23 protein-coding genes are annotated in these 21,233 nt (G+C 50.4%); 11 read left to right on the forward strand and 12 right to left on the reverse strand.

What is annotated here, in order from left to right:
- The first annotated feature begins 1 nt into the window (after nucleotide 1).
- From ypdE to GN107_RS05220, 7 genes are all read left to right on the forward strand, one after another.
- Nucleotides 2-1,045 carry an aminopeptidase gene (gene ypdE / locus GN107_RS05190; protein WP_155286889.1) on the forward strand — a complete coding sequence of 348 codons (1,044 nt, stop codon included), beginning with the start codon at nucleotides 2-4 and terminating at the stop codon, nucleotides 1,043-1,045.
- Between the two features lie 14 nt (nucleotides 1,046-1,059).
- The gene (locus GN107_RS05195; protein ID WP_155286888.1) at nucleotides 1,060-1,383 is read left to right on the forward strand and encodes a PTS lactose/cellobiose transporter subunit IIA; all 324 of its coding nucleotides are present in this window, start codon (nucleotides 1,060-1,062) and stop codon (nucleotides 1,381-1,383) included.
- A gap of 5 nt (nucleotides 1,384-1,388) precedes the next feature.
- A complete protein-coding gene (locus tag GN107_RS05200; RefSeq protein ID WP_155286887.1) occupies nucleotides 1,389-1,739 on the forward strand; it encodes a PTS sugar transporter subunit IIB in 351 nt (116 codons plus the stop codon).
- Nucleotides 1,740-1,742: 3 nt separating this feature from the next.
- The gene (locus tag GN107_RS05205) at nucleotides 1,743-3,068 is read left to right on the forward strand and encodes a PTS sugar transporter subunit IIC (RefSeq protein WP_155286886.1); all 1,326 of its coding nucleotides are present in this window, start codon (nucleotides 1,743-1,745) and stop codon (nucleotides 3,066-3,068) included.
- 61 nt (nucleotides 3,069-3,129) lie between these two features.
- Nucleotides 3,130-3,756 carry an RDD family protein gene (locus GN107_RS05210; RefSeq protein WP_155286885.1) on the forward strand — a complete coding sequence of 209 codons (627 nt, stop codon included), beginning with the start codon at nucleotides 3,130-3,132 and terminating at the stop codon, nucleotides 3,754-3,756.
- A gap of 15 nt (nucleotides 3,757-3,771) precedes the next feature.
- Complete coding sequence (locus tag GN107_RS05215; RefSeq protein WP_155286884.1) at nucleotides 3,772-4,845, forward strand: M24 family metallopeptidase; 1,074 nt, start codon at nucleotides 3,772-3,774, stop codon at nucleotides 4,843-4,845.
- Between the two features lie 15 nt (nucleotides 4,846-4,860).
- Nucleotides 4,861-6,036: a MalY/PatB family protein gene (locus tag GN107_RS05220; RefSeq protein WP_155286883.1), complete on the forward strand. Its 1,176-nt coding sequence runs from the start codon at nucleotides 4,861-4,863 to the stop codon at nucleotides 6,034-6,036.
- 172 nt (nucleotides 6,037-6,208) lie between these two features.
- Here GN107_RS05220 and GN107_RS05225 read toward each other — a convergent pair whose 3' ends face one another.
- Together GN107_RS05225 and GN107_RS05230 are read right to left on the reverse strand one after the other, a co-directional pair.
- Nucleotides 6,209-7,885, reverse strand: a complete 1,677-nt coding sequence (locus GN107_RS05225) for a peptide ABC transporter substrate-binding protein (protein WP_196246266.1) — start codon at nucleotides 7,883-7,885, stop codon at nucleotides 6,209-6,211.
- 153 nt (nucleotides 7,886-8,038) lie between these two features.
- The gene (locus GN107_RS05230) at nucleotides 8,039-9,226 is read right to left on the reverse strand and encodes a metal-dependent hydrolase family protein (protein WP_155286881.1); all 1,188 of its coding nucleotides are present in this window, start codon (nucleotides 9,224-9,226) and stop codon (nucleotides 8,039-8,041) included.
- Nucleotides 9,227-9,553: 327 nt separating this feature from the next.
- On the opposite strand from GN107_RS05230, the gene GN107_RS05235 reads away from it, so the two are divergent.
- The 3 genes from GN107_RS05235 (at nucleotide 9,554) to GN107_RS05245 (ending at nucleotide 13,376) form a co-directional block, all read left to right on the forward strand.
- Nucleotides 9,554-11,209 (forward strand): peptide ABC transporter substrate-binding protein, encoded by a 1,656-nt coding sequence (locus GN107_RS05235; RefSeq protein WP_196246265.1) that lies wholly within the window; start codon nucleotides 9,554-9,556, stop codon nucleotides 11,207-11,209.
- A gap of 68 nt (nucleotides 11,210-11,277) precedes the next feature.
- Nucleotides 11,278-12,618: a M20/M25/M40 family metallo-hydrolase gene (locus tag GN107_RS05240; protein WP_155286879.1), complete on the forward strand. Its 1,341-nt coding sequence runs from the start codon at nucleotides 11,278-11,280 to the stop codon at nucleotides 12,616-12,618.
- Between the two features lie 254 nt (nucleotides 12,619-12,872).
- Entirely contained in the window at nucleotides 12,873-13,376 is a 504-nt protein-coding gene (locus tag GN107_RS05245; RefSeq protein WP_196246264.1) for a type II toxin-antitoxin system HicB family antitoxin, read from the forward strand.
- 165 nt (nucleotides 13,377-13,541) lie between these two features.
- Here GN107_RS05245 and GN107_RS05250 read toward each other — a convergent pair whose 3' ends face one another.
- The 8 genes from GN107_RS05250 to deoC all read right to left on the reverse strand — a co-directional run bounded on the left by GN107_RS05250 (nucleotide 13,542) and on the right by deoC (nucleotide 18,855).
- Nucleotides 13,542-13,832 carry a type II toxin-antitoxin system RelE/ParE family toxin gene (locus GN107_RS05250; protein ID WP_230678559.1) on the reverse strand — a complete coding sequence of 97 codons (291 nt, stop codon included), beginning with the start codon at nucleotides 13,830-13,832 and terminating at the stop codon, nucleotides 13,542-13,544.
- Nucleotides 13,829-14,086, reverse strand: a complete 258-nt coding sequence (locus GN107_RS05255; RefSeq protein ID WP_155286877.1) for a type II toxin-antitoxin system Phd/YefM family antitoxin — start codon at nucleotides 14,084-14,086, stop codon at nucleotides 13,829-13,831. The genes GN107_RS05250 and GN107_RS05255 overlap by 4 nt, the downstream gene beginning before the upstream one ends.
- 85 nt (nucleotides 14,087-14,171) lie before the next feature.
- The gene (locus GN107_RS05260) at nucleotides 14,172-15,755 is read right to left on the reverse strand and encodes an SLAP domain-containing protein (RefSeq protein ID WP_155286876.1); all 1,584 of its coding nucleotides are present in this window, start codon (nucleotides 15,753-15,755) and stop codon (nucleotides 14,172-14,174) included.
- A 228-nt stretch (nucleotides 15,756-15,983) separates the two neighbouring features.
- On the reverse strand, nucleotides 15,984-16,244 hold the full coding sequence (locus GN107_RS05265; protein ID WP_155286875.1) for a helix-turn-helix domain-containing protein: 261 nt from the start codon (nucleotides 16,242-16,244) through the stop codon (nucleotides 15,984-15,986).
- Complete coding sequence (locus GN107_RS05270) at nucleotides 16,244-16,612, reverse strand: type II toxin-antitoxin system RelE/ParE family toxin (protein ID WP_155286874.1); 369 nt, start codon at nucleotides 16,610-16,612, stop codon at nucleotides 16,244-16,246. The genes GN107_RS05265 and GN107_RS05270 overlap by 1 nt, the downstream gene beginning before the upstream one ends.
- A gap of 371 nt (nucleotides 16,613-16,983) precedes the next feature.
- Nucleotides 16,984-17,193 carry a hypothetical protein gene (locus GN107_RS05275; RefSeq protein ID WP_155286873.1) on the reverse strand — a complete coding sequence of 70 codons (210 nt, stop codon included), beginning with the start codon at nucleotides 17,191-17,193 and terminating at the stop codon, nucleotides 16,984-16,986.
- Nucleotides 17,194-17,233: 40 nt separating this feature from the next.
- Nucleotides 17,234-17,956, reverse strand: coding sequence for a GntR family transcriptional regulator (locus GN107_RS05280; RefSeq protein ID WP_155286872.1), 723 nt, complete (start codon nucleotides 17,954-17,956; stop codon nucleotides 17,234-17,236).
- 176 nt (nucleotides 17,957-18,132) lie between these two features.
- Nucleotides 18,133-18,855: a deoxyribose-phosphate aldolase gene (gene deoC / locus GN107_RS05285; protein WP_155286871.1), complete on the reverse strand. Its 723-nt coding sequence runs from the start codon at nucleotides 18,853-18,855 to the stop codon at nucleotides 18,133-18,135.
- A 181-nt stretch (nucleotides 18,856-19,036) separates the two neighbouring features.
- Between deoC and GN107_RS05290 the strand changes: the two genes are divergently transcribed.
- Nucleotides 19,037-19,945 carry a class I mannose-6-phosphate isomerase gene (locus tag GN107_RS05290; RefSeq protein WP_155286870.1) on the forward strand — a complete coding sequence of 303 codons (909 nt, stop codon included), beginning with the start codon at nucleotides 19,037-19,039 and terminating at the stop codon, nucleotides 19,943-19,945.
- Between the two features lie 93 nt (nucleotides 19,946-20,038).
- On the opposite strand, the gene GN107_RS05295 is transcribed toward GN107_RS05290, so the two are convergent.
- Together GN107_RS05295 and GN107_RS05300 are read right to left on the reverse strand one after the other, a co-directional pair.
- Nucleotides 20,039-20,362, reverse strand: coding sequence for a DUF202 domain-containing protein (locus tag GN107_RS05295; RefSeq protein ID WP_155286869.1), 324 nt, complete (start codon nucleotides 20,360-20,362; stop codon nucleotides 20,039-20,041).
- 27 nt (nucleotides 20,363-20,389) lie between these two features.
- Nucleotides 20,390-21,232, reverse strand: coding sequence for a PTS system mannose/fructose/sorbose family transporter subunit IID (locus GN107_RS05300; RefSeq protein ID WP_155286868.1), 843 nt, complete (start codon nucleotides 21,230-21,232; stop codon nucleotides 20,390-20,392).
- Nucleotide 21,233: the final 1 nt, after the last annotated feature.

A 21,233-nucleotide genomic window follows, 5' to 3' on the forward strand; every position in this document is an offset into this window, starting at 1 on the left:
AATGAGTTTTGAATTGTTGAGGAAGCTGTCGAACACGGATGGCGTTGCTTCGAATGAGCAGGACGTCCGCGCGATCATCAAGGATGAGTTGTCAGACTACACTGATAACTTTAGTTACGACGGGATTGGTAGCTTGATTGTTACCAAGTCCGCTATCGAGAAGAATGCGCCAACGATTATGTTTGCCGCCCATATGGATGAAGTTGGGTTCATGATTCGTTACATTTCCGATATCGGGATTGCGTACCTGCAGCCCCTAGGTGGTGTAGAGGAACGGGCTAAGCATAGTGAAATCGTGCGGGCAACCACGAACGCGGGCAAGAAGATTGAAGGGGTCCTGAACTCAACAGAAGATGCTGCCGGCAATATCGCCGACACTTACGTTGACTTTGGCTTCAGTTCGAAAGAAGAATTCCTAAGCTCAGGTCTGGACGTTGGCGACATGGTTGTCTTTGCATCAGATTATCGTGAGCTGACTCCTGATGGTGTCGTTGCTGGTAAGGCGATGGATGATCGTTCTGGTTGTTATTCACTTATCCGTGCGATGCAGGCACTCAAAGATGAGGAACTTCATGTTAATGTCGTCGCCGCATTTACTGGCAGTGAGGAAGTCGGGACCCGTGGTGGCCGCTTAACTTCCCACATCGTTAATCCAGATTTGTTCTTTGCTATTGACGTCGCGAAGAATCCAGAACTGGATCGTGGCTTTAAGAACACTCGTAAGATTGGTCACGGGCCGATGTTTGAGTTCTACGACAAGACCATGGTTCCGAATCCCAAGTTGCTGAAGTTGGTACGGAAGATTTCCGATGCTGCTGATTTGCCATACCAGAAGGACATGTTCAAGGGCGGCGGTACTGATGCTGGGACTGCTCATTTGGAGAATTATGGAACCGCTTCAATGGTTCTGGGTCTGCCATTACGGTACTGCCACAACCCGTACTCATTGGCTTCAAAGCGCGATCTGGAAACAATGAGCACACTGGTTCAGACGATGGCACACAAAATCGATCGTTCCGCGATTGATGAAATCTACAATTTTTAGACGGGGTGAAGAATATGGACGAATCAGAAAAGGACATCATGGGACTTATTTCGTCATCAGGCGAAAGCAGGTCAAAGGCATTTGAGGCGTTGCAGAAGGTTCGCAGTCACGATTATGATGCTGCGCACAAACTGTTGAAGGAATCACAGGACTTGGACGTTGAAGCACATAACATTCAAACCAAGATGATTCAAAAGGAGCTCAACGAGGGAGGGGATGCTAACCCGATTACATTGCTGATGGTGCACGCTCAAGATCACTACATGACAGCTCAGCTGTCACGGGACCTAATTGAAGAATTGATTACTATTTTCCAGGAGAGAGACAGAGAGGAGTAATTACAATGAAGATTGTCTTAGCTTGTGTCGCCGGACTATCAACGACCATGATGATGGATAGCATGAAGAAAGTTATCTCAGACAGTAAGAAGTTGGATTTGGATAACTTTCAATTGGAGGCAATTCCTGCTGAACAATTGCCATCCGAAATTGATGGTACCGATGTTGTTCTACTGGCACCGCAGATTTCTTACAAGAAGGATTTTGTTGAATCAGTTACCAAGCCGCTCAACATTCCGTACGTGGTCATCCCAAAGGAAACTTATGGAGCAATGGATGGCGCTACAGTTGTGAAGGAGGCACTGATTGCGCAACGGAAGCAGGAACTTAAGAACCAGCAGCAAGGGGGCAAATAAAGAATGTTCGAAAAATTCCAAGCCTTCATGAATAAGTATTTCACGCCTATTGCTGATTGGATGGACGCAAATATTTATTTAAGTGCGGTCAAGAAGGCCATGGTGGCCATGACCCCACTTCTAATTATTGGTAGTTTTGCCCTGATTCCTGCCGCCATTCCCAACATGATTGGGAAAAACAACGTTATCTCTCAATGGATCATCCATTACGGCGACGTGATTACGATTCCGTCAACCGTGGGGATGGGCATGATGGCACTGTATGTTTCGGCCGTCATTGCTTATCACTTGGCGGTATCCAAGAAACTCGACGTTCCTGGCTGTATTTCCATGGCTGTGATGAGCTTCTTAATTCTTGCCGTTAACTTCACCAAGGGCGAAGTTGTTGATGTTACCTACTTTGGGACAAAGGGCCTCTTTGTTTCCATGTTTGCCAGCATCTTTGCGGTTGAAATCTTTGGCTGGTGCAAGAAGCGTAACTTCACCATCAAGATGCCTGAATCAGTGCCTGACTTTGTTTCCAAATCTTTTGAAATGATTCCAATTTCCATTATTACGGTTGGTGTGTTTGTTATCATTCGGGTCATTTGTGTCGACTTCCTGCACACACTACCACCAATGATCTTCACCAACCTGCTGGCACCATTAGTTGGATCCATGGACAACCCATTTGCATACACCTTCTACAAGTTCCTGCAGACGATGCTGTTCTTCTTCGGGATCCACCCAGCTGTCATTTCACCAATTTCTTCACCAATTTCCACACAGTTCCTGGCTGAAAACATTGCGAACGCTAAGAACGGGCTTGCGCTCACTCACTTCTTCACTCCTGGTGAAGATTCAGCCTTCGGTAACTTTACGGGTACTGGTGTTACCTTTGGTTTGATTTTCTGGTACATGTTCTCCAAGGCTTCAGCACAGCGCAAGATTGGCCGTATCGCTTTGATTCCTGCTCTGTTTGGGATTAACGAACCAATTCTGTTTGGTGCTCCAGTTGTTCTTAACCCGATGTTCTTCATCCCATTCGTTATCATTGGACCAATCACCGCTTCATTCGGTGCCTGGGCAATGAACCTTGGCTGGCTGAAAATGTCGGTATTCACGCCACCATACGTGGGTGTCTTCCTAGAAGGCTATCTATCCACGTTTGATTGGCGCAGCTTCTTGGTAAATGGTGCGCAGATGCTATTCTCGATTCTCATTTGGTATCCATTCTGTAAGATGGCGGAACGTGATGAACTCGCAAACGAGAAGAAACGTGCTGAGAAGAAGTCAGCAATTTCAGATGCAGATGAATCCCTGATTGATGACTTACACCTAGACTTCTAAATGCTTTGCATAGATTAGGCCGGGTAACCTGCCTAATCTATTTTTGAAAGGGGAAACAACGATGGCCAAGAGAAGATTGAAAAAGCGGCAGATTGAAAAGCCGAATCAAGAGCTGTTGGCTGTGCCGAGTCAGCCAGATCACGGGAATGCCCGTGTTATCTCGGGTGTGATCGACTGGCTGCTTGGCGGCGTTGTGAGTGGATTACCAGCTGTCTTGATTTTCGCAATCTTAAGTGGCAAGAGTAAGCCAGTCACCAGTCTTTACGTGTACTTGTCTGCTGGAATCAGCCGACAGGTAACAATTTTTACCGCGTTACTTTGCTTGTTGTTTGGACTGTTCTATTACGTCTTCGTGCCGTGGAAAATTTTTCCGGGGCAGACGGTCGGCAAGCGGATGATGCACGCCAAAATTGTGCGGCGCGATGGCAAACCCTTAACTTTCGGTTTGCTGTTGGCAAGACAGTTTGGCTTCCTAGTATTGATTGAGGGGGCCGCTACTGCCACCTCAACTTACGTGAAGGTATTCATCACTTTAGCCGCAAGGTATTACGTCGATGCATATCTGACCATGTTTTGGTTTGTACTGACACTAATTTCAATGGTATTAGTTTTTGGAAATGGAAAACATTTAGCGCTGCACGACCGCGCACTTGGAACCATGGTTGTCGTGGAGCCGAAGCATAATTAACTGGAGGCGTTTCTTTTGCAAACAGAACGTTTGACGACGTTACGCAACAAGATGAAGGCAAATGGACTTGATGGTTTTATCGTTAACAGCAAGCCCAACCGTTACTATCTGTCAGGTTTCACTGGCACCTATGGCCAAGTCTTAATCGCACCGGACGCACAATATGTGATTGCGGATGGCCGGTATTTTGAACAGCTGAAGACGCAGTCACCGGATTTTGAAGTTGTTGATAACCAGATGCGGATGAATTCGACGATTAACAAGCTACTTGCTGATCACAATTACCACCGGCTGGGGATTGAGGAAGACGAAATGAACGTCACTGAATACCTGGCCCTCACTGCTGGTGAGCACGGGGCTGAATTGGTACCAACGCAGGACTGGATTGAGAGCCAGCGGATGATTAAGAGCGCGGATGAAAAGAGTAAGATTGAAGCAGCGGGTAAAATCTCTGATGCCGCCTTTAAGCACATTCTGACCTACATCAAGCCGGGGATGACTGAGAAACAAGTGGCCAACGAAATCGATAGTTGGGGTCTGGATCACGGTGCTGATGCCCGTTCATTTGAAACTATTGTTGCGTCGGGTAAGCGGTCTGCGTTGCCACACGGTCACGCGTCCAACAAGGTCATTGAAAACAACGAAATGATTATTCTCGACTTTGGCTTTGAAAAGGACCGCTACTTCTCAGACATCACGCGGACAATTGTCTTGGGTCATGTCGACGACGAGCTGAAGCACATTTACGATGTAACTCAGGAAGCACAGCGCACTGCGATTCGGGCTTCCCATGTCGGCGTTCCACTTAAGGACTTGGATAAAGCCGCCCGCGATTACATTAGTGATGCGGGACTTGGCGACAAGTTCTTACACGGTACTGGCCACGGCTTGGGTCTGACTGTTCACGAATACCCGCTGCTCAATCGGGACAGCACTGAGAAGTTGCAGAAACACATGACGTATACGGTTGAACCCGGCATTTACCTTGAAAATCATGGTGGCTGCCGGATTGAAGACGATATTTGGATTAACGACGATGGTGAATCTGAGCAAATGACCCATTCACCAGAACACATGATTGAACTTTAGTGAGGGTGGTAGAGCATGGAAAAAGTAGACTTTGACACCACAGTTGATCGTTACGGGACCTACTCAACGCAGTGGGATTACGTTAAAGACCGATTCGGTGAGGCTAATCTCTTGCCATTCACAATCTCGGATATGGATTTCAAGGCCCCACAGGGGGTAACTGATGTCCTCATTCGGGCAGCAAAAAAGGGTGTTTTTGGCTACACGCGCTGGAATAATTCCGAATTTAAAGGCGCTATCGTCAATTGGTTCAAACGGCGTTATCAAGTTAATGTTGATGCTGACGCAATCGTCTACAGCCCGAGTGTGATTTTTAGCCTTGCCAAACTGCTTGAACAGTACAGTCAGCCGGGGCAGAAAGTTCTAACCTTCAGTCCGTGCTACGACGCGTTTATCAACACAGTTAGTGCTAACAATCGACTACTGCTGCAGTTTGATGTTGATGATGGCGTTGACTGGGCAGCACTGCACCGGACCTTTGCCCAAGAGCATCCAGCCGTGTTCCTGCTTTGTAACCCGCACAACCCGCTAGGCATTGCCTGGACAGACCAGGACATGCAGAAGCTAGTTGCGCTGTGCAATGCCTACCATGTGGCCATCATCAGTGATGAGATTCACATGGACGTTGTGCGGAAGGGAACCAAAGTCCACTCATTGGCAGCGTATTTTGATCAGCTGACGGTGCAAAAGGCGGTCATTACCTCTGCCAGCAAGGCCTTCAACATTCCGGCGCTGGGTGTTTCCTACGCACTGATTCCGGATGTTTTGGACCGTGAACAGTTTCTATATAGCCTGAAGAAGAAGAACGCACTGTCATCCGTCCCGTACCTGGGAATGCTGGCAACGATTGAGTGTTATGACCATCAGGAGGACTGGTTGAATCAACTCAGTGCCTACATCGATGGCAATTACGCTTACATGCAAAAGTTCCTAGAGGATGAGCTGAACCTGAAATATCAAATTCCTGCGGCCACCTACCTAGGCTGGATTGACATCAGTCCCCTAGGAATCGACATGCGGGACTTGCAACACGAAATGGTTACCAAGCAGAAGGTGGCGATCATGGACGGCAGTGTTTATGGCAATGGAGGTCATAACTACCTGCGCTTCAACCTTGGTGCACCACGCAGCAAGATCGAGGACGGGTTAAATCGGCTGGCGAAGGCGGTTCACGCTTTGCAAAACAAATGATTCTAAATCCATGCGAGCTATCCAGCATGCAGTGTCCACTAGGATTGTGTGTGGAACTCGATGTATGACTATATATATTTTAGTTCACGAAAACAGAGCCCCCAATTTTGGAGGCTCTGCTTTTGATTATGCTGGTCACGATGACTTTCACATCGATTTCTGTGGAGACGATTTAGTTCTTGAGACTCGCCCCACGCCAGCCAGGCTCGTTTCCGGCTGGGTTCTGTACGTAGTTCTGGAGCTTAGGGTTGCGCAGGTATGGTAGGGACTGCTGGTAGATGGTGATGACGGATTCGTCAGTCGTCAGGATCTTCTGGGCCTTGACCATTGCGTTCCAGCGGGTGGTTGCGCTGGCGGTGGTGTTGGCAATCTTCATCTGCTTGTCGTATTCAGGGTTGGAGTACTTACCGAAGTTGTAAGTGTTACCGGTGACGAACATGTTGAGGAAGGTTGCGGGGTCGTTGTACTCAGGGCTCCAGCCGGAGATGATGACGTCGAAGTTGCCGTTCATCAGGTACTGGATGCGGGTCGCCTTTGGTACGGTCTTGATAACGACCTTCAGACCAGGCAGGTTATTCTGCCACTGGCCCTGCAGGTACTGGGAGATGGTCTTGTGCGTATCGTCATCGTCAGAAGTCAGGTTGAAGCTCAGGGTCTTGGCACCAATTTCGGCCATGCCTTTCTTCCACAGCTTCTTGGCGCGCGCCTTGTCGTAGTCGGTTGCGCTTGGCACGGCTGCGACATCGGCGAAGTCTTTACCGGTCTTCGGGTCGGAGGCCATGCCGCGGGAAACCATCCCCTTGGCAGCTTGTGAACCATCGTCGAGGCCATTCTTCACGAAGGACTTGCGGTCCAGAATGATGGAGAGCGCTTGGCGAATGTTTTCGTTGCGGAGTGCTTTTTCAAGTTCTGGGGAGCTGGCCTTAGCCAGGTTGAGTTGAACAAAAATGTTGGCGGCGTCAGGCACGAGCTTGAAGGCCTTGTCCTTGCTTTCGTTCTGGACCTGATCACCGTGCAGCTGCACTTGGTCGAGCTGACCGTCTTGGTACATGTTCAGGCCGGTTTGTGCTTCCTTGACCACCTGGTAGTTGACGGTGTCGATGTGGATGTTGTCCTTGTTGAAGTACTTCTGGTTCTTGACCAGATGCCAAGTGTCGCCCGTGCCATCCCAATCTTTCAGCTGGTAAGGCCCATCGTAAGCAATTTTGTCGGCGCTAGTACCGTACTTCTTACCGTACTTTTCAACGACCTTCTGTTCCTGCGGGTAGAAGGATGGGGTCGCAATCAGCAGGTTGAAGTAGGAGATGGGGTGTTCGAGGGTAACGACCACCTTGTACTTGCCATCCGTCTTGATACCGAGGGTGCTCGGATCCTTCTTGCCCGCGGTAATGGCGTCCGCGTTGGTCACGCCGGAGAACATGTAGGCATTCTCGGCTTTGGTCTTGGGGTCAACGGTGCGCTGCCAGCCGTAGACAAAATCCTTGGCAGTTACTGGTGTGCCATCGTTCCATTTGGCGTTGTGGCGCAGGTTATATGTATAAGTTAAACCATCTTTGGACTTAGTGAAGCTCTTCGCCACCCCGGGCATGACCTTGGATTTCTTGCCCAGATAAACCAGACCTTCTTCGACGTTGTTCAGGATCTCACCGCTGGTCGTGTCGACGGAATGGTCTGGATCCATTGTCTCGAGGGCACTCGGGACGGAGGTGGTGATGCTTTCCTTGTTGGCGGCCGCATCGGTTTTATTACCGCAGGCGGCGAGGAGGAACATGGTTGCTCCCATTGCGGTAATGGCCATAATTGGTTTCACGACGTGCGTGGTAATGGTGCTAATTGAGTTATGTTTCATGATTTTGGACTCCTCTGGATGTGTAAGTGGCGGACATTTGACTGCAAAAATGTTTCTAGACATACACAAACAGCGCGTATCAGATTTTTTCTCAATACGTGCTGCTGTGATTATTACAATTCCGACGCGGGGACAACTTTAGGGACTATTGGCCTAAAATTCGCGCTTTCCGAACTTGTACACTTGTTTGTCTTCCTGCTGGACAGCGGTAACGTCTGCCAGTGGGTTCCCATCGAGGACGAGGAAGTCGGCGAACTTGCCGGTTTCCAGCGTTGCGTAGTCCTGCGTTAAGTGCATGAGTTCGGCGGAATTGTAGGACGTCCGCAAGGCTTCGAATGGGGTGGCGCCCTGTTGAACCATCAGTTCAAGTTCTTTAGGGGTCATGGAGAAATCGTTGAACGGTGTGCCGGCATCGGTGCCGAGCGCAACCTTCACGCCGCGCTGCCAAGCCCGGCGAATATTGTGGTAGAGGTCGTCGAGCGCATCGGCGGCCTTTTTAACTTCCCAATCGGGGAGTTTGCCCGGGCCGTATTCAGGAATGGCCCAGTCGGCGACCATGGTGGCCACCAGATATGTATTCTGTTTGATCATCATGTCGGCTTCTTCATCGGTCACGTAGAAACAGTGCTCGACGGAATCAACGCCAGCTTTGATCGCGTTCATGATGCCGGGGTTACCCTCGGCGTGGGCGGCAACGGTGCGGCCGCGCTTATGTGCTTCTTCAACAGCAACGTGCATTTCGTCCACGTTCAGCTGGGCGTCATCCATGAAGTCGTCAGGAGTCATGACCCCACCAGTCGCCATGACCTTGATGTTCATGGCACCCTTCTTCATGCCTTTGCGGACCTTCTTACGCATCTCGTCGGGTGAGTCAACGCGGTGGCCGAAATGTTTGGAGTCACCGTGACCACCAGTCATGGAGTAGGCCATCCCGGATGGCATCATTTCTGGCGTGTGCGCCATGGCGCCGGTGCGGGGCTCGTGGACGAGGGTCAGGTCAATGTCGTAACCGGTGCCGCATTCGCGGATGTAGGTGACCCCAGACTTGAGGAGAGCGTGCAGAGCGTTGATTGCACGCACTGTCGCCGCCGCCTCGGTATCCTTGCTGTCGAGACTGCCGCTGTTAGGTTCAGAGGTGATGTGCGTATGGGCGTTCATCAGTCCCGGCATTACGTACTTGCCGTGGAAGTCGACAGTGTTGTCGCTTGTGGTAGGGGCGGTGCCAGTACCAGTTGCGGTAATGCGGCCGGTACTGGCATCGACCGTAAACCAGGCGTTATCAGTAAGTGTGTCTTTGGTGCCGTCAAACATGTTGCAGTTGCTATATGTAGTAGTGGTCATTTGGCTTACCTCTTTCTTTTGGAGTTGCGTTAACATTAACGTCCCCTGTGAATTTAGTCAACCGTAAATTAGAAATATTTTGCTGGCCCACCGTCGCTGTGCCTCGCCATCATAGGAACTAAACTTAATAAATTGTTTTTACGCCTGGCTTTTCCCAGCGTAAAATAAAATAAAGTTGCCCAATTATTAGAATTTGACTTGATTTTTTTAAACTTGCAGCGTATCTTAACCCTCACGAGGCAAATGTCTCAACATATTGCACATGAAATCCGGAGTGGGTTACTTTTGTCCGGTGACTCGCTCTTCAACCAAGAGGAGAAAATACATATGACAGAAAAATTGAATAGGTTTGCTAAGCCCTTGCTGGTGCTGGCAACTTCGACCGCTGCGGTCTTGATGCTTGCGGGTTGCGGAAACAAAACCGCCAGCAAGAAGGCGATTACGGTTGGGATTGCCAGCGAAATCCAAACAATGGATGGGCTGCATAGTGTTGACTCGACCAGCTCGGAGGTGCTGAACAACACCGAAGACGGGCTGATCATTCTGGGTAAACATAGCAAGGTGACCCCTGGAATCGCCAAAAGCTGGCACGTTTCGAAAAATGGTTTGACCTATACATATACGCTCCGCAAGAACGCAAAGTGGAACGATGGGACGCCAATCACCGCTAAGGATTTTGTTTATTCCTGGCGGCGGGCGGTTAATCTTAAGACGGCTGCCGAGAATGCCTACATGTTTTCGGGAATCAAAAATGCCGATGCAATCGCTAAGAGCAAAAAGCAGCCCAGCTCACTTGGGGTTAAGGCTGACGGCAAGTACAAGCTGACCGTTACGCTGGAACACCCAATCTCCTACTTCAACATGATGGTCGCGAACGCCTGGTTCCACCCGCAGGAAAAGAAGGTCGTTGAGAAGTACGGCAAGAAGTACGGGACGACATCTTCTAAGACTGCCTACTCTGGGGCATACGTGCTGAAGGGTTGGGATGGTTCTGGCAGCAGTTGGACTCTCGTTAAGAACAAGCACTACTGGAACAAAAAGAACATCAAGCTTGATGACGTTAAGTATCAGGTGGTCAAGGATCCTTCAACCGGTTTGAACATGTTCGATGACGGTCAGCTTGATCAGGTGCAGCTTCAAGGTGAACAGATTGCCAACGAGCGCAAGAGCAAGAACTATGTACAAGTTGAAGATGCCCGGACCGCCTACGTGGCAATCAACTTTACCGGTAAGACCAGTAGTCCAGAAGCCAACAAAGCGCTGCAGAACCTGAACGTACGCAAGGCCATGTCCGTCTCACTGGACCGGAACGCATTCGTGAAGAACGTTTTGGCTGACGGCTCCCAGCCGGCACTCGGTTTTGCATCCCGTGACATGATGAAGGACCCGAAGAACGGGAAGACTGACCTGACGCAGGCTGGCCTGGTCAAGAACCTGGTTAGCTACAACAAGACGGCGGCTAACAAGTACTGGAAGCAAGGCTTGAAAGAAACCGGCCTCAGCCAGCTCACACTGACGCTGCTGAGCGATGACGATGAGACCAGCAAGGCCATCACGCAGTACCTGCAGGGTCAGTGGTCCAAGAGTCTGCCAGGGCTAACTGTCAAAATCAAGACGGTGCCTAAGACGACCCGAGTTCAGTACATGATGGATGCCAATTTTGACGTCGTTCTAACTAGTTTTGGTCCTGAATACAATGATCCTGCGGCGCTCCTGAACCTGCAGGACATGGGCAACACCTACAACTTCGGTCACTGGAACAATCAGACCTACCACAAGGCGATGGCAACGGCGAACAACACGGCTAATGCGGAAACGCGCTGGCAGGCACTGGTTACCGCGCAGAAGACGATTGTCCAGGACATGGGCGTTGTGCCTCTTTACCAGAGTTCAGACGCATTCATGCGCAACACGAAGCTGAAGGGCGTGGTCATGAACCCAGCCGGGATGGATCCAGGTTGGCGTGACGCATACCTGAAGTAGATTTTGCAAAATTAACTATAAGGAGGGCGCCGTGGTGAGCGGCGATCGGCTGCGGCCGATGACGTGCGATGAGCAGACAAGATGAGATTGAACAATTCGCAGAGGATTATTTTCCCCAGGTAACTGATTATCAGCGGATTCCCAGTGTGTCCGCAGAGGGGACCGGCATCAAGGAGACCGCAGCCTGGTTGCAGCGGGCCTTCAGTGACTTGGGCGCGGAGACGGTGACCGCCTGGGATGACCAGGGCGGCAACCCCGTCGTCTTCGCGGAGTTCAAGTGGGCCAGCGACAAAACGGTGCTGTTCTACAACCACTACGACGTGCAGCCACCGGCACCACTTGATGAATGGAACACGGAACCTTTTGAACCAACGCGCAAGGGCGACCAGGTTTTTGGCCGTGGCATTTCGGATGACAAGGGCGAACTGATGAGCCGCCTGACCGCGCTGCGTTACATGAAGGACCACGGCGGCTTCCCCGTGAACATGAAGTTCATGGTCGAAGGCGAGGAGGAAATTGGTAGTATCCACGTCGCCAAGTATGTGCACGCCCACGCGGCCGAACTGACCGCGGACGTCTGCATCTGGGAAGGCGGCGGCAAGAACGAGCTGGAGCGCTTCACCATCAACTTGGGGGTGAAGGGGATCGTCAGCTTCGACATGGCCGTCAAAACGGCGGACTACGATTTGCACTCGTCTATGGGTGCCTACGCCGATAACGCGGCGTGGCGCTTGGTCGAAGCAATGAACTCGCTGCGGGATCCGCAGACGAAACGGGTGCTCGTGGATGGCTTTTACGATGGAATTGAGGAATTAAGCGCAGAGACAAAGCAGGCGATTGAAGCAATGGATTTTGACGCTGACACCATCAAGACTGCGAAAGGCCTGAAGCGCCCGTTCATCACGGCTGACCCCAAAATGGCGCTCGTGAACGCACCGACCATGACCATCAACGGCCTGACTTCCGGCTACGAGGGCGAGGGCGTGAAAACCATCATCCCGAAGTACGCGCGCGCCAAGTTCGACTGCCGCCTGGTTCCGGGTCAGGACCCCCAGGACATTTTTGCCAAAATCCGTAAGCAGCTCGACAAGAACGGCTACGAAGACGTCGAACTGCACTTCATCCTCGGTGAAGATGCCTACCGCAGTGATATTAGCGACGCTTATGTGCAGGCGGCCAAGGGCGTTGCGGACGAGGTCTACGGCGCTGAGCACACCGGTTTTGAGCCCAATTCCGCTGGTTCCGGCCCCGAAGCCCAGTTCGCTGAAGACCTGCACGTACCGATCATTTCCGTCGGGATTGGCTGGTCCGGTGCCGGTGCCCACGCACCCAATGAGAGCATTCGCATGAGCGACTACCGCCAAGGGACGTACTACATGGTGCGGCTGCTGGAGGAGTTCGGGAAGTAAAATAGCCATGAATGTTAGAAAAGCGCGTTGCCAACTGCTGGTTCAAGCAGGGGCGACGCGCTTTTTGGTAGGCAGAGTTCAAATAAGGAGTAGGACCTGAATTGTATTTCTGGAGCGAGGCACATATAATCCGTTTGTCACCACTGGCGGTGATAACTTTCCGGATATGCCAATTCTGAATCACCATGGGTCAAGTCATATTTGTTACGAGATGCCTTAAGATGGATTCGCCAAAGCGAACAGGAGGATTGAACATGGCTGATGACAAAGAGTTCGATTACTATATGAATCTGCATTATAAAATTACGATTGGTTATGATGATGAGTACAACGTATATTTTGCAATGATTCCTGATTTGCCAGGACTCAAAGTATACGGTGAAACAATTGCTGAAGCGTTGGATGAGCTTGATGATGCTAAGCAATCTTGGATCTCGCTAAACCTTGATCAAGGCCACGATGTTCCATTACCTACGATGAACTCTATGGATGACAACGATTATTCAGGTCACTTCTCTGTGCGGACGACTCGCAGCATGCACCAGCAATTGGCAACCAATGCTGCAGCCGAGAATGTTAGTTTGAATAGCTACGTTCAGCTGGTTTTGCAGCGGGGGCTAGATACATTGGCAGTCGAACGGGTTGCGCAGCACCGACTGGTTGCAAAGCCAGCTAACAGCTCAGCTACCGCAAAGCGGACTGGTGAGAAGTCGAATAAGGTCGAGAAGGGGACAGTCAGAAAAGTCTCTGCGGAATAGCGGGGGGGACAAGTGACAAAGAAGAACTAGTAAAACGCCGTAATCTGAACTGCTGAAAAGTAAAAAGATCACGATTCATTCCGCTGTAGCAGGATGAGTCGTGATCTTTATTGATTTATGGATAATTTGTTAGACTGCAAGTTATTTACCATATCAATACACTGGCTACTTGGGCATACGCTTTTCATAGTGGGACCAAGCTGACCAAATTTTTACCAGCCGTTTTTCTTTGTCGATGGTGTACACACATCGGTGCTGATCATTAATGTGCATTGAATAAATGTTTCTAGAATGTGGGTGCAGTAATTCCTGATTATGCTCACGACTGTATGGATTTTGTTTCAGTGTCTCAATCACAGCCATGTAGTTTTCGTGAAGACCAGCTCGTTCTAGTAACGGCTCATCTTTTTTACGTACTTCACGATGAGGAACTACTTTCCAGTTGTTGGTGCTCAATAAGCATCATCCTCGTTAAAGTCATCAGGCTTTTCGTTTTTCATACGTTCAAGGACCACGTCTAAAGTGCCAGTCCGTTGCAGAAAATCTAATTCCGCAAGTTGAGTATAGCGTTCCTTGCTAATTAAGACGACACCCTTATTGGGGCCATCAGGTTGCTGGATGGTCACTTCTAATTTTTTGTCCTTATCTGCAACCTGATTTAGCAGGTCATAAAGATTTTTTCTGAAGTTTGTAGGTGTGTAAGTGTCCATGCAATCAACTCCTTCTTTATTTCACGTACATAATAGCGTACGCTAGCTTGTACGTCAATTGAAAGAGAAGCTTCTTTAAATCTAGCTACTTGATGGTCGCGTACGCTGCATCAAGGTACTGTGTACCACCAAGATCATAGTACAGGTGGCCGTTGTGCTTCACGATGGCGAAGACTTTCCAGCTGGTTCCATGCTTGAGCTTCTTGTTACTACCGTTGGCGTTCTTGGCAAAATTGGCGAAATTCTTGCCCCAAACTTGAACGCTGTAACCAGGCTTGTACTTGATAGTTGCCTTTGTTTTGACGGGGATGCTGGTGTCGGCTTTGCCCTTGATCGTGGTTGCGTGCAGGGGGGCTGCGCTCACGGGGATGTACTGCCCGCCGCCAATGTTGAAATAGGCGTGACCGTTGCTGGCAACGACGATGCCGAAGACCTTCCACTTGGAGTTCACGTTCAGTTTGCGGCCAGTTTTGGCAAACTTGCTGTTGTAGACGGTAGCCTTAGCACCGGAAACCGTCGCTGTACCGGTAATTGATAGCTGCTTTGTGGTGGCCTTGCTGCCGTACTGGAGTGCGGCAATTTCTGCCTGCATTGTGGCCATTTGTGACTTCAGGCTAGCGAGCTCCTTGGCTAAGGACGCAACGTCGGTGGTGTTCAGGGCGTTGTACTTGGCGAGGAGATCGTTGTATTGGGACTGGAGGGCGCTGGAGGATGCATCGTGAGAATTATTTTCAGTGTCTTGCGTTCCGGAGACGTCCTTAACCTGAATCACCAACCCATTCGCATCGTAAGATTCTGGTGATGCAAAATTATACTGCATGTAATAATGGGATGGAAGTGTGCTTGAGGTCATGCTTTCATTGCTATCAAACGTGACAGTTCCAGAACTAACTAGCTTACCTTTAGAATCAACAAACCGGGCAGGAACAGTTTTATTTGATAAATCTGGCCGCACTTTAACAACAGTTGTGCCATTCACTGAGGAAATGAGTTCACCATAGCTGCCTCCAAATGCGTAACTTCCTTGATCTAGTAATGTCTTGTAACCGTCAACGCTGGGAAGAAGGCGCCGTGAGTTATCGTAACGTCCTGTGCTTACGGTTGTATTTTGCTGAACGCTGACAAATTTAACGTTATCAAATCCAGATTTACTAACATAAAAATCTGTTGGACCGCTTACATTTAGACGGCTCTTTGGAATTGAATCGCCGATTATATAATCAGCTGAGTATCCAGCAGGAAAGTGGGCTGAAATTCTTTGGGCGTCAATACTTGGATATTTTGAAGACAGGTTTACTGTGATCTGCTTGATTGTCTTACTTGTTGCAGAATCAACTAAATTAACCTTGTATGAAGTTATTGGAATCACTCGTACTTTTGTTGACGAAGAATTGCCAACGCTGATTTTTGCTGTGTTGGCATATAGATTATTACTGAAACCATAACCACTAGGAAGCTCACTCTTTGAAATCGTGATTGTATTATCACTATTCGTTGTTTTGGCAAACGTCGTGATTACGCGGTTGGAATATTCGTCAATGAGTGAGACGGTTACGGTTGTATCTTGAGCAGCTTGTACAATCTGCGGAGCTTCCGGAACTGTGAGCACAACACCGCCAGCCGCTGACAATGCAGCCGCTGTGGCTAGAGCAATGGTAATCTTTTTCATATGGTTCTCCCCCGATACTTTAGTATGATCTGATTATAGCGTAAATGTAAGCGATGCCACTGATGTGCTCACGCCTACACTAATATATCCGCGAAAATAAGCCAATATTTCAGAATGTTTTTAAAAAGTGGGTGAAGTAGCACAAACAAGTTCCAATTAAACGCAAAAATGGCCGTCCAATGACCGCCATTTTGCAACAACTATGCAACTACTTCCGCCGTCTCGATATCAGGCGGTTACAACTAGTTTTAATTTAAGTCCAAGCCCAGCTGCGTATCGATTCAACGTGCTAAGTGAAGGGATAGAGTCCAAACGTTCGATCTTAGCCAGTTGCGGCTGCTTCATGTTCATTCGTTCTGCTAAATCGTGCTGTGACAATCCCTGACGGATTCGTTCTGCGTACAACGAGGCCATTGCGTCTACAACGTCTAGTTCATCTGCGGGCATTACCGCATCCATTTTCTTTTCAAAGCTCTTCCAGTTCGCCATTAGATTTTCCCCTTTCGTTCAAGCCAATCGTTCAGCAGACTTATCGCACGGGTTATTTCTCGTGGATCAGTTTTATTTTGACGTTTGGTGTAATGATTCAAGATAACATACCGATCAGCGTCCCAAAAAGCAAAAAAGACTCGTTCAGGCATTGGCCTAAGTTCAAATAACTTGTGGCTGTATCCTTTGAGTTCTTTAACTTGAGGCTCGCGTAATGCTGGTCCGAGTTTTTCGAGCAGCTTCATCTGATACCGGATTTTTTTTAAGGTAGTGGCATCCTTTTTATCGTTGCTTCCAAGCAGCTGGTCGAGATAAGCCTCGAATTCACTGTATCCGTCTTTATCTTCGTAGAAGTCGATCTCGTACATGGCTAAGTCCTCTCTTAACACGGTTGCTATGCATGTATCTTAACACGTTTGCTATATTGGCACAAATAAGATACCAGGCCACTGTGGTAAATCTGATGTTGAAAATTGCGCATATCGTTCTTTATTGATTAAGACGATACATTGTTTGAGAGCATCAGGTTGCATAATGGTCACTCATGATTTTTTGCTCATATTTTAGCGATAACACCTCCACGTTCATGCCTACACTAATATGTTCGTGAAAATTGACCAGATGTATGCTTGATTTCAAAAAAGTGGAAGAGAATGATAACCACTGTTTCTATAGAACACAAAAATGGCCGCCAAATGACCGCCATTTTGCAACACCTATTCAGTTTCACTCAGGCCAATCAGCCCTGCCGATTGCCCTTTTTCATCAAGTTAAACAGTCCGTACAGGTACGCCACAATCGCGACGATGCCGAAGAACAACATGTTGTCGCTGAAGAAGAAGTACCCAAGCAGTGCCATGATGACGATAAATATTGCGGTGTATCCAGCAATCAGTTTATACAAACTACCAGCCCCTTTAATCGTTTGCTGCGCGTTTCGCTCTACCAAAATTCTACTACTCCGCGGATGAAAGCACTACCGGCGATTGCTAGCCGATCCGGTCCTTATCCATGTCCAACACGAAATAATTAAAATCCCCGCGGTATCGTGCCTGCGAGAATTCCACGATTTGCTTCTTGCTGGTGGACCCCAGCGTCTGAAAATAAAACAGTGGCGCGCCGGTGGCCACTTCCAGCAACGCGCTAGTGGTCTCGTCAGCGGCAAGGGTCTCTAGCTTGCGGTGAACGTGGGTGACGGGGTAGCCGGACTGCTCCAGTTCATCGTAAAGAGAACTGACGGTAAAGTCGATCTGTGCCAGTTCGGGGAGCGGTTGGGCGGGGATGTAGGTGGTGACGAGGACGATGGGGTCCTTACCCGCGAAACGCAGCCGGGTCAGTTTGTAGACTTTTGCCCCGAGCGCCAGTTGCAGCGCGTCTGCAACCTCCTGCGTTGCGGGCTCAGTGGTGAAGGCGAGGACCTTGGTCTGCGTCGCGAGACCCTTTGCCTGCATCTCCTGATTGTAGCTTTCGATCACGTGGGTGAATTCCTGCGCGATTTTGCGGTTGCGCACGATGGTCCCGTAGTGGCGCTTCTTCTCCAGCAGGCCCTCGTTGACCAGTTCCTGAATCGCCTGGCGCACGGTGGGCCGGCTAACGTGGTACGCGGCGGCGAGCTCGAGTTCCTTGGGGATGAGCGCGTTCTCGGGGTACACCCCGTCCTGGATTTTGCTGCGTAATTCGTCTTCGATCAGCTGATACTTGGGCTTGCTCATAGTCTAACTTCCTTTTGCAAAATTAAGAGAGTGGACCATAATGCGATTAGCTCCTGAGCATTAGCGGAAAACACGCCTATTCCCGCACTTTGGGAGTAGGCGCGTTTTAGGCTAAGCGGAAGGAGCTGCATTGTGGGCCACGTTTACATGCTGGGTTTGCGCCCAGGCTGGCGGTTCTACTTGCCGTCGTGGATTGTGATGGTGCTGACGCCGTCGTCTTGCATGCGCTGCTTGAGCGCGTTGATAATTTTGACGCCAGAACTGGTCCCGATGCGCTCCGCCCCGGCTTCGATCATCGCGATGAAGTCGTCGGAGTTGCGGATGCCGCCTGCTGCCTTTACTTTAACACCATCCCCGACCGTTTCCTTCATCAAGCGCACATCGGCCACCGTTGCGCCGCTGGGGCCGAAGCCGGTTGCCGTCTTGATGAAGTCCGGCCGCACGCGCTTGGCGATGAGGGCGACCCGCTTGATCTCGTCCTTGGTGAGGTAGGGGTTCTCAAAAATCACCTTGCATGGTACCCCGGCCGCGTGGCAAATCGCGACGATCCGCCGCATTTCGTCTTCGATGTAGTCGTAGTTTTTGGCCTTCAGTTCGGTGATGTTAATGACATAATCGATTTCGTTGGCGCCGTTCTTGAGCGCGTCCTTGACCTCGTACTCCTTGGCCTCAATCGTCGTCTGGCCCAGCGGGAAGGCGATGGCCGCGCCGGTGTCGATGTCGGTGCCCTTGAGGTATTCAGAGCAGCGTTTGGACTGCACCTGGTTGATTGCCACCATCTTGAAGTGGTATTCCTTAGCCTCGTCGCAAAGCTTCTTCATGTCCGCCGGCGTCGCGTAGGCGTGCAGGTTCGTGTGGTCGATCAGGCGGGCAAAATCATCAAGCGTGTATTCAGACATTAGTAGATCCTCCATTTCAATCTTTTGCATAGGTAATTACATAAGCAATTATGCGAGCGCTGCCAGTAAAAGTCAAGGCCCACGTTAAAACTGCTTTGACATAATTGTATCCGGATACATATAATTGAGGCGGACAGTGAAACGTCGCTGATAGGTTAATATCTATGGAAAGGACATGCTGATGCTACTATTACAATCATTTTCCGCCCCGCGCGTGTGGGGCAGCGAGCGCATGCGGGATTACGGCGCGACTGCGCCGAGCACGGGGTCAGTTTACTCGGTCGCCGGCACGTCGAAGTTGAACGTGGGCGCGATCGACACCGAGACCGGCCGCCAGAAGACGCTGCGGGATTTTGTGAACGAGAATCCCGCCCAGTTTGGCCTGCAAAAGGGTGAGGTGTACCCAGTCATCGTGGACATGCTCGGCGCCGACCAGGACCTGAGCATCCAGGACCATCCGAGCGATGCCTACGCGCGGACGCAGGGCGAGCCCTATGGTAAGGATGAGTCGTGGTTATTCCTCACCGCACCCACGTCGGGCACGGTGTACTCTGGTTTGCAAAATCCGCAGGTCAAGCCGACCGCCGCTGACTTCAGCAGTGGTGATCCGCTGCCGCTTTTGGGCACGGAACCCGTAGCTGCGGGCGATTATATTTTCGTTCCGAACGGCACTCTGCACGCGATTCGCGCCGGGTCGTTGGTCTACGAGATTCAGCAATCCACGGACATCACCTACCGCTTTTACGACTACCAGCGGACCGGCTTGGATGGCCAGCCGCGGCCATTGCAGCTGGACCAGGCGTTGGCAAACTTAGTACCAACGAACAAGGTCAGCAAGCAGCACCCGGCCGCCAACGCGGTGATTGAGGAAAAAGCCTACACACTCGACATCCGGATCACTGCTGGGGACGGCGACTACACTGCACCCGCGGGGATTGCGAGCTGTATGACTGTTATTCAGGGGCAATTGGACCTGAAGAATCGCCGCATTCGCCAGGGCACCAGCGTCATGATTTTGCCGCGGGAAGAAATCAGCTTCTCCGGGCAGGCACGAGTGGTGATTGCGACGCCGAAGCGGTATTGGGAATAAGCATTATTTGAATAGACAGCAAAAGCGCACGGCTGGCCTCCAATCTGGAGACCGGCCGTGCGCTTGTTTGTGGACTACCACCAATCCGGCAGTTTACGAGTTCTTCTTGGCGAGCACCTTAGTCTGCTTGTGCAGGTAGGCGAGCTTCTTGTCGTAGTCGTCGATCACGGCGTTGACATTCCGCTGGCCCTTCCAGCCGGCATAACCGAACGCCATCATGCCCAGTACACCGAGCACCAGGAGCGCAATGCCCAAGATGTTTAGCCACAGATTGCGAGCGTGGAAGTAGTAGACCAAGACGATGCCAATTCCGCCAATGACGGTTGCTAGTTGAAAAAAGTAACCGATATTGTCCAGCATGTGCTTTTGGTAACTAACTTCTTTTTCATAGCCAGCCTTTAACTCTTCAAGTGTCATGGTAGTCCCTCCTTACGTGGAATTATTTTAGTAGGACAGGCCTGGGTTGAAGACGCCGAGCAGAACGCCGACGAAGGAAATCACAACCAGAATGACCATGGTCCAGATAGCGGAAACGTGCTTCTTGGACATGAGCCACCAGCAGAACAGCGTTACCACGATGGTCAAAATGCCAGGGAAGATGCTGTCGAGCTTGTCTTGCAGGTTCAAGAAGACCTTGCCGTCAGCGCCCTTCAGCTTCAGGGAAGTCGTGACGTTGACCCAAGATGCGAGAACCCCACCAACAACCATGCTCCCGACGATACTAATTGCGGAACGAACGGCGGCACCTTGTTTGCCGACTAGGAAGCTAACGGCTTGGTCACCGAACTTGTAACCGCGGAAGTAGAGGAAGCGCTGGCCGAAGTAAGCGATGAGGACCCAAGCGATGATGTAGAAGATAGCACCGAGTGGGGAACCACCAGTAGACATCCCGAGGGCAATCCCAAGGAGGATCGGAATCAAGGTCCCATCAATCAGGGAATCCCCGATACCAGCAATTGGGCCCATCAGGCCGGCACGCATGTCGTTGATGGTACTGCCATCGATGTCATGACCGTTGGCGCGCGCTTCTTCCATACTTGCCGTAACCCCAACGATGACGGTCCCGAGCATTGGGTTCGTGTTGAAGAAGGCGGTGTAAGCCTGGATGGCCTCGACCTGGTCATCGTGGTTCGGGTACAACTTGCGCAGGATCGGCAGCATGGAAGCCATGTAACCAAAAGTCTGCATGTGCTCTTGTGAGAAACAGGTCAGTGCGCCCCAGAACCAGCGGTGGAAGGAACTGGTGAGGGTTTTGTGATCTAGCTTTTTTACTACGTTATCGGCCATG

The organism is Lacticaseibacillus zhaodongensis, assembly GCF_009687905.1.
GTDB classification, from domain to species: Bacteria; Bacillota; Bacilli; order Lactobacillales; family Lactobacillaceae; genus Lacticaseibacillus; species Lacticaseibacillus zhaodongensis.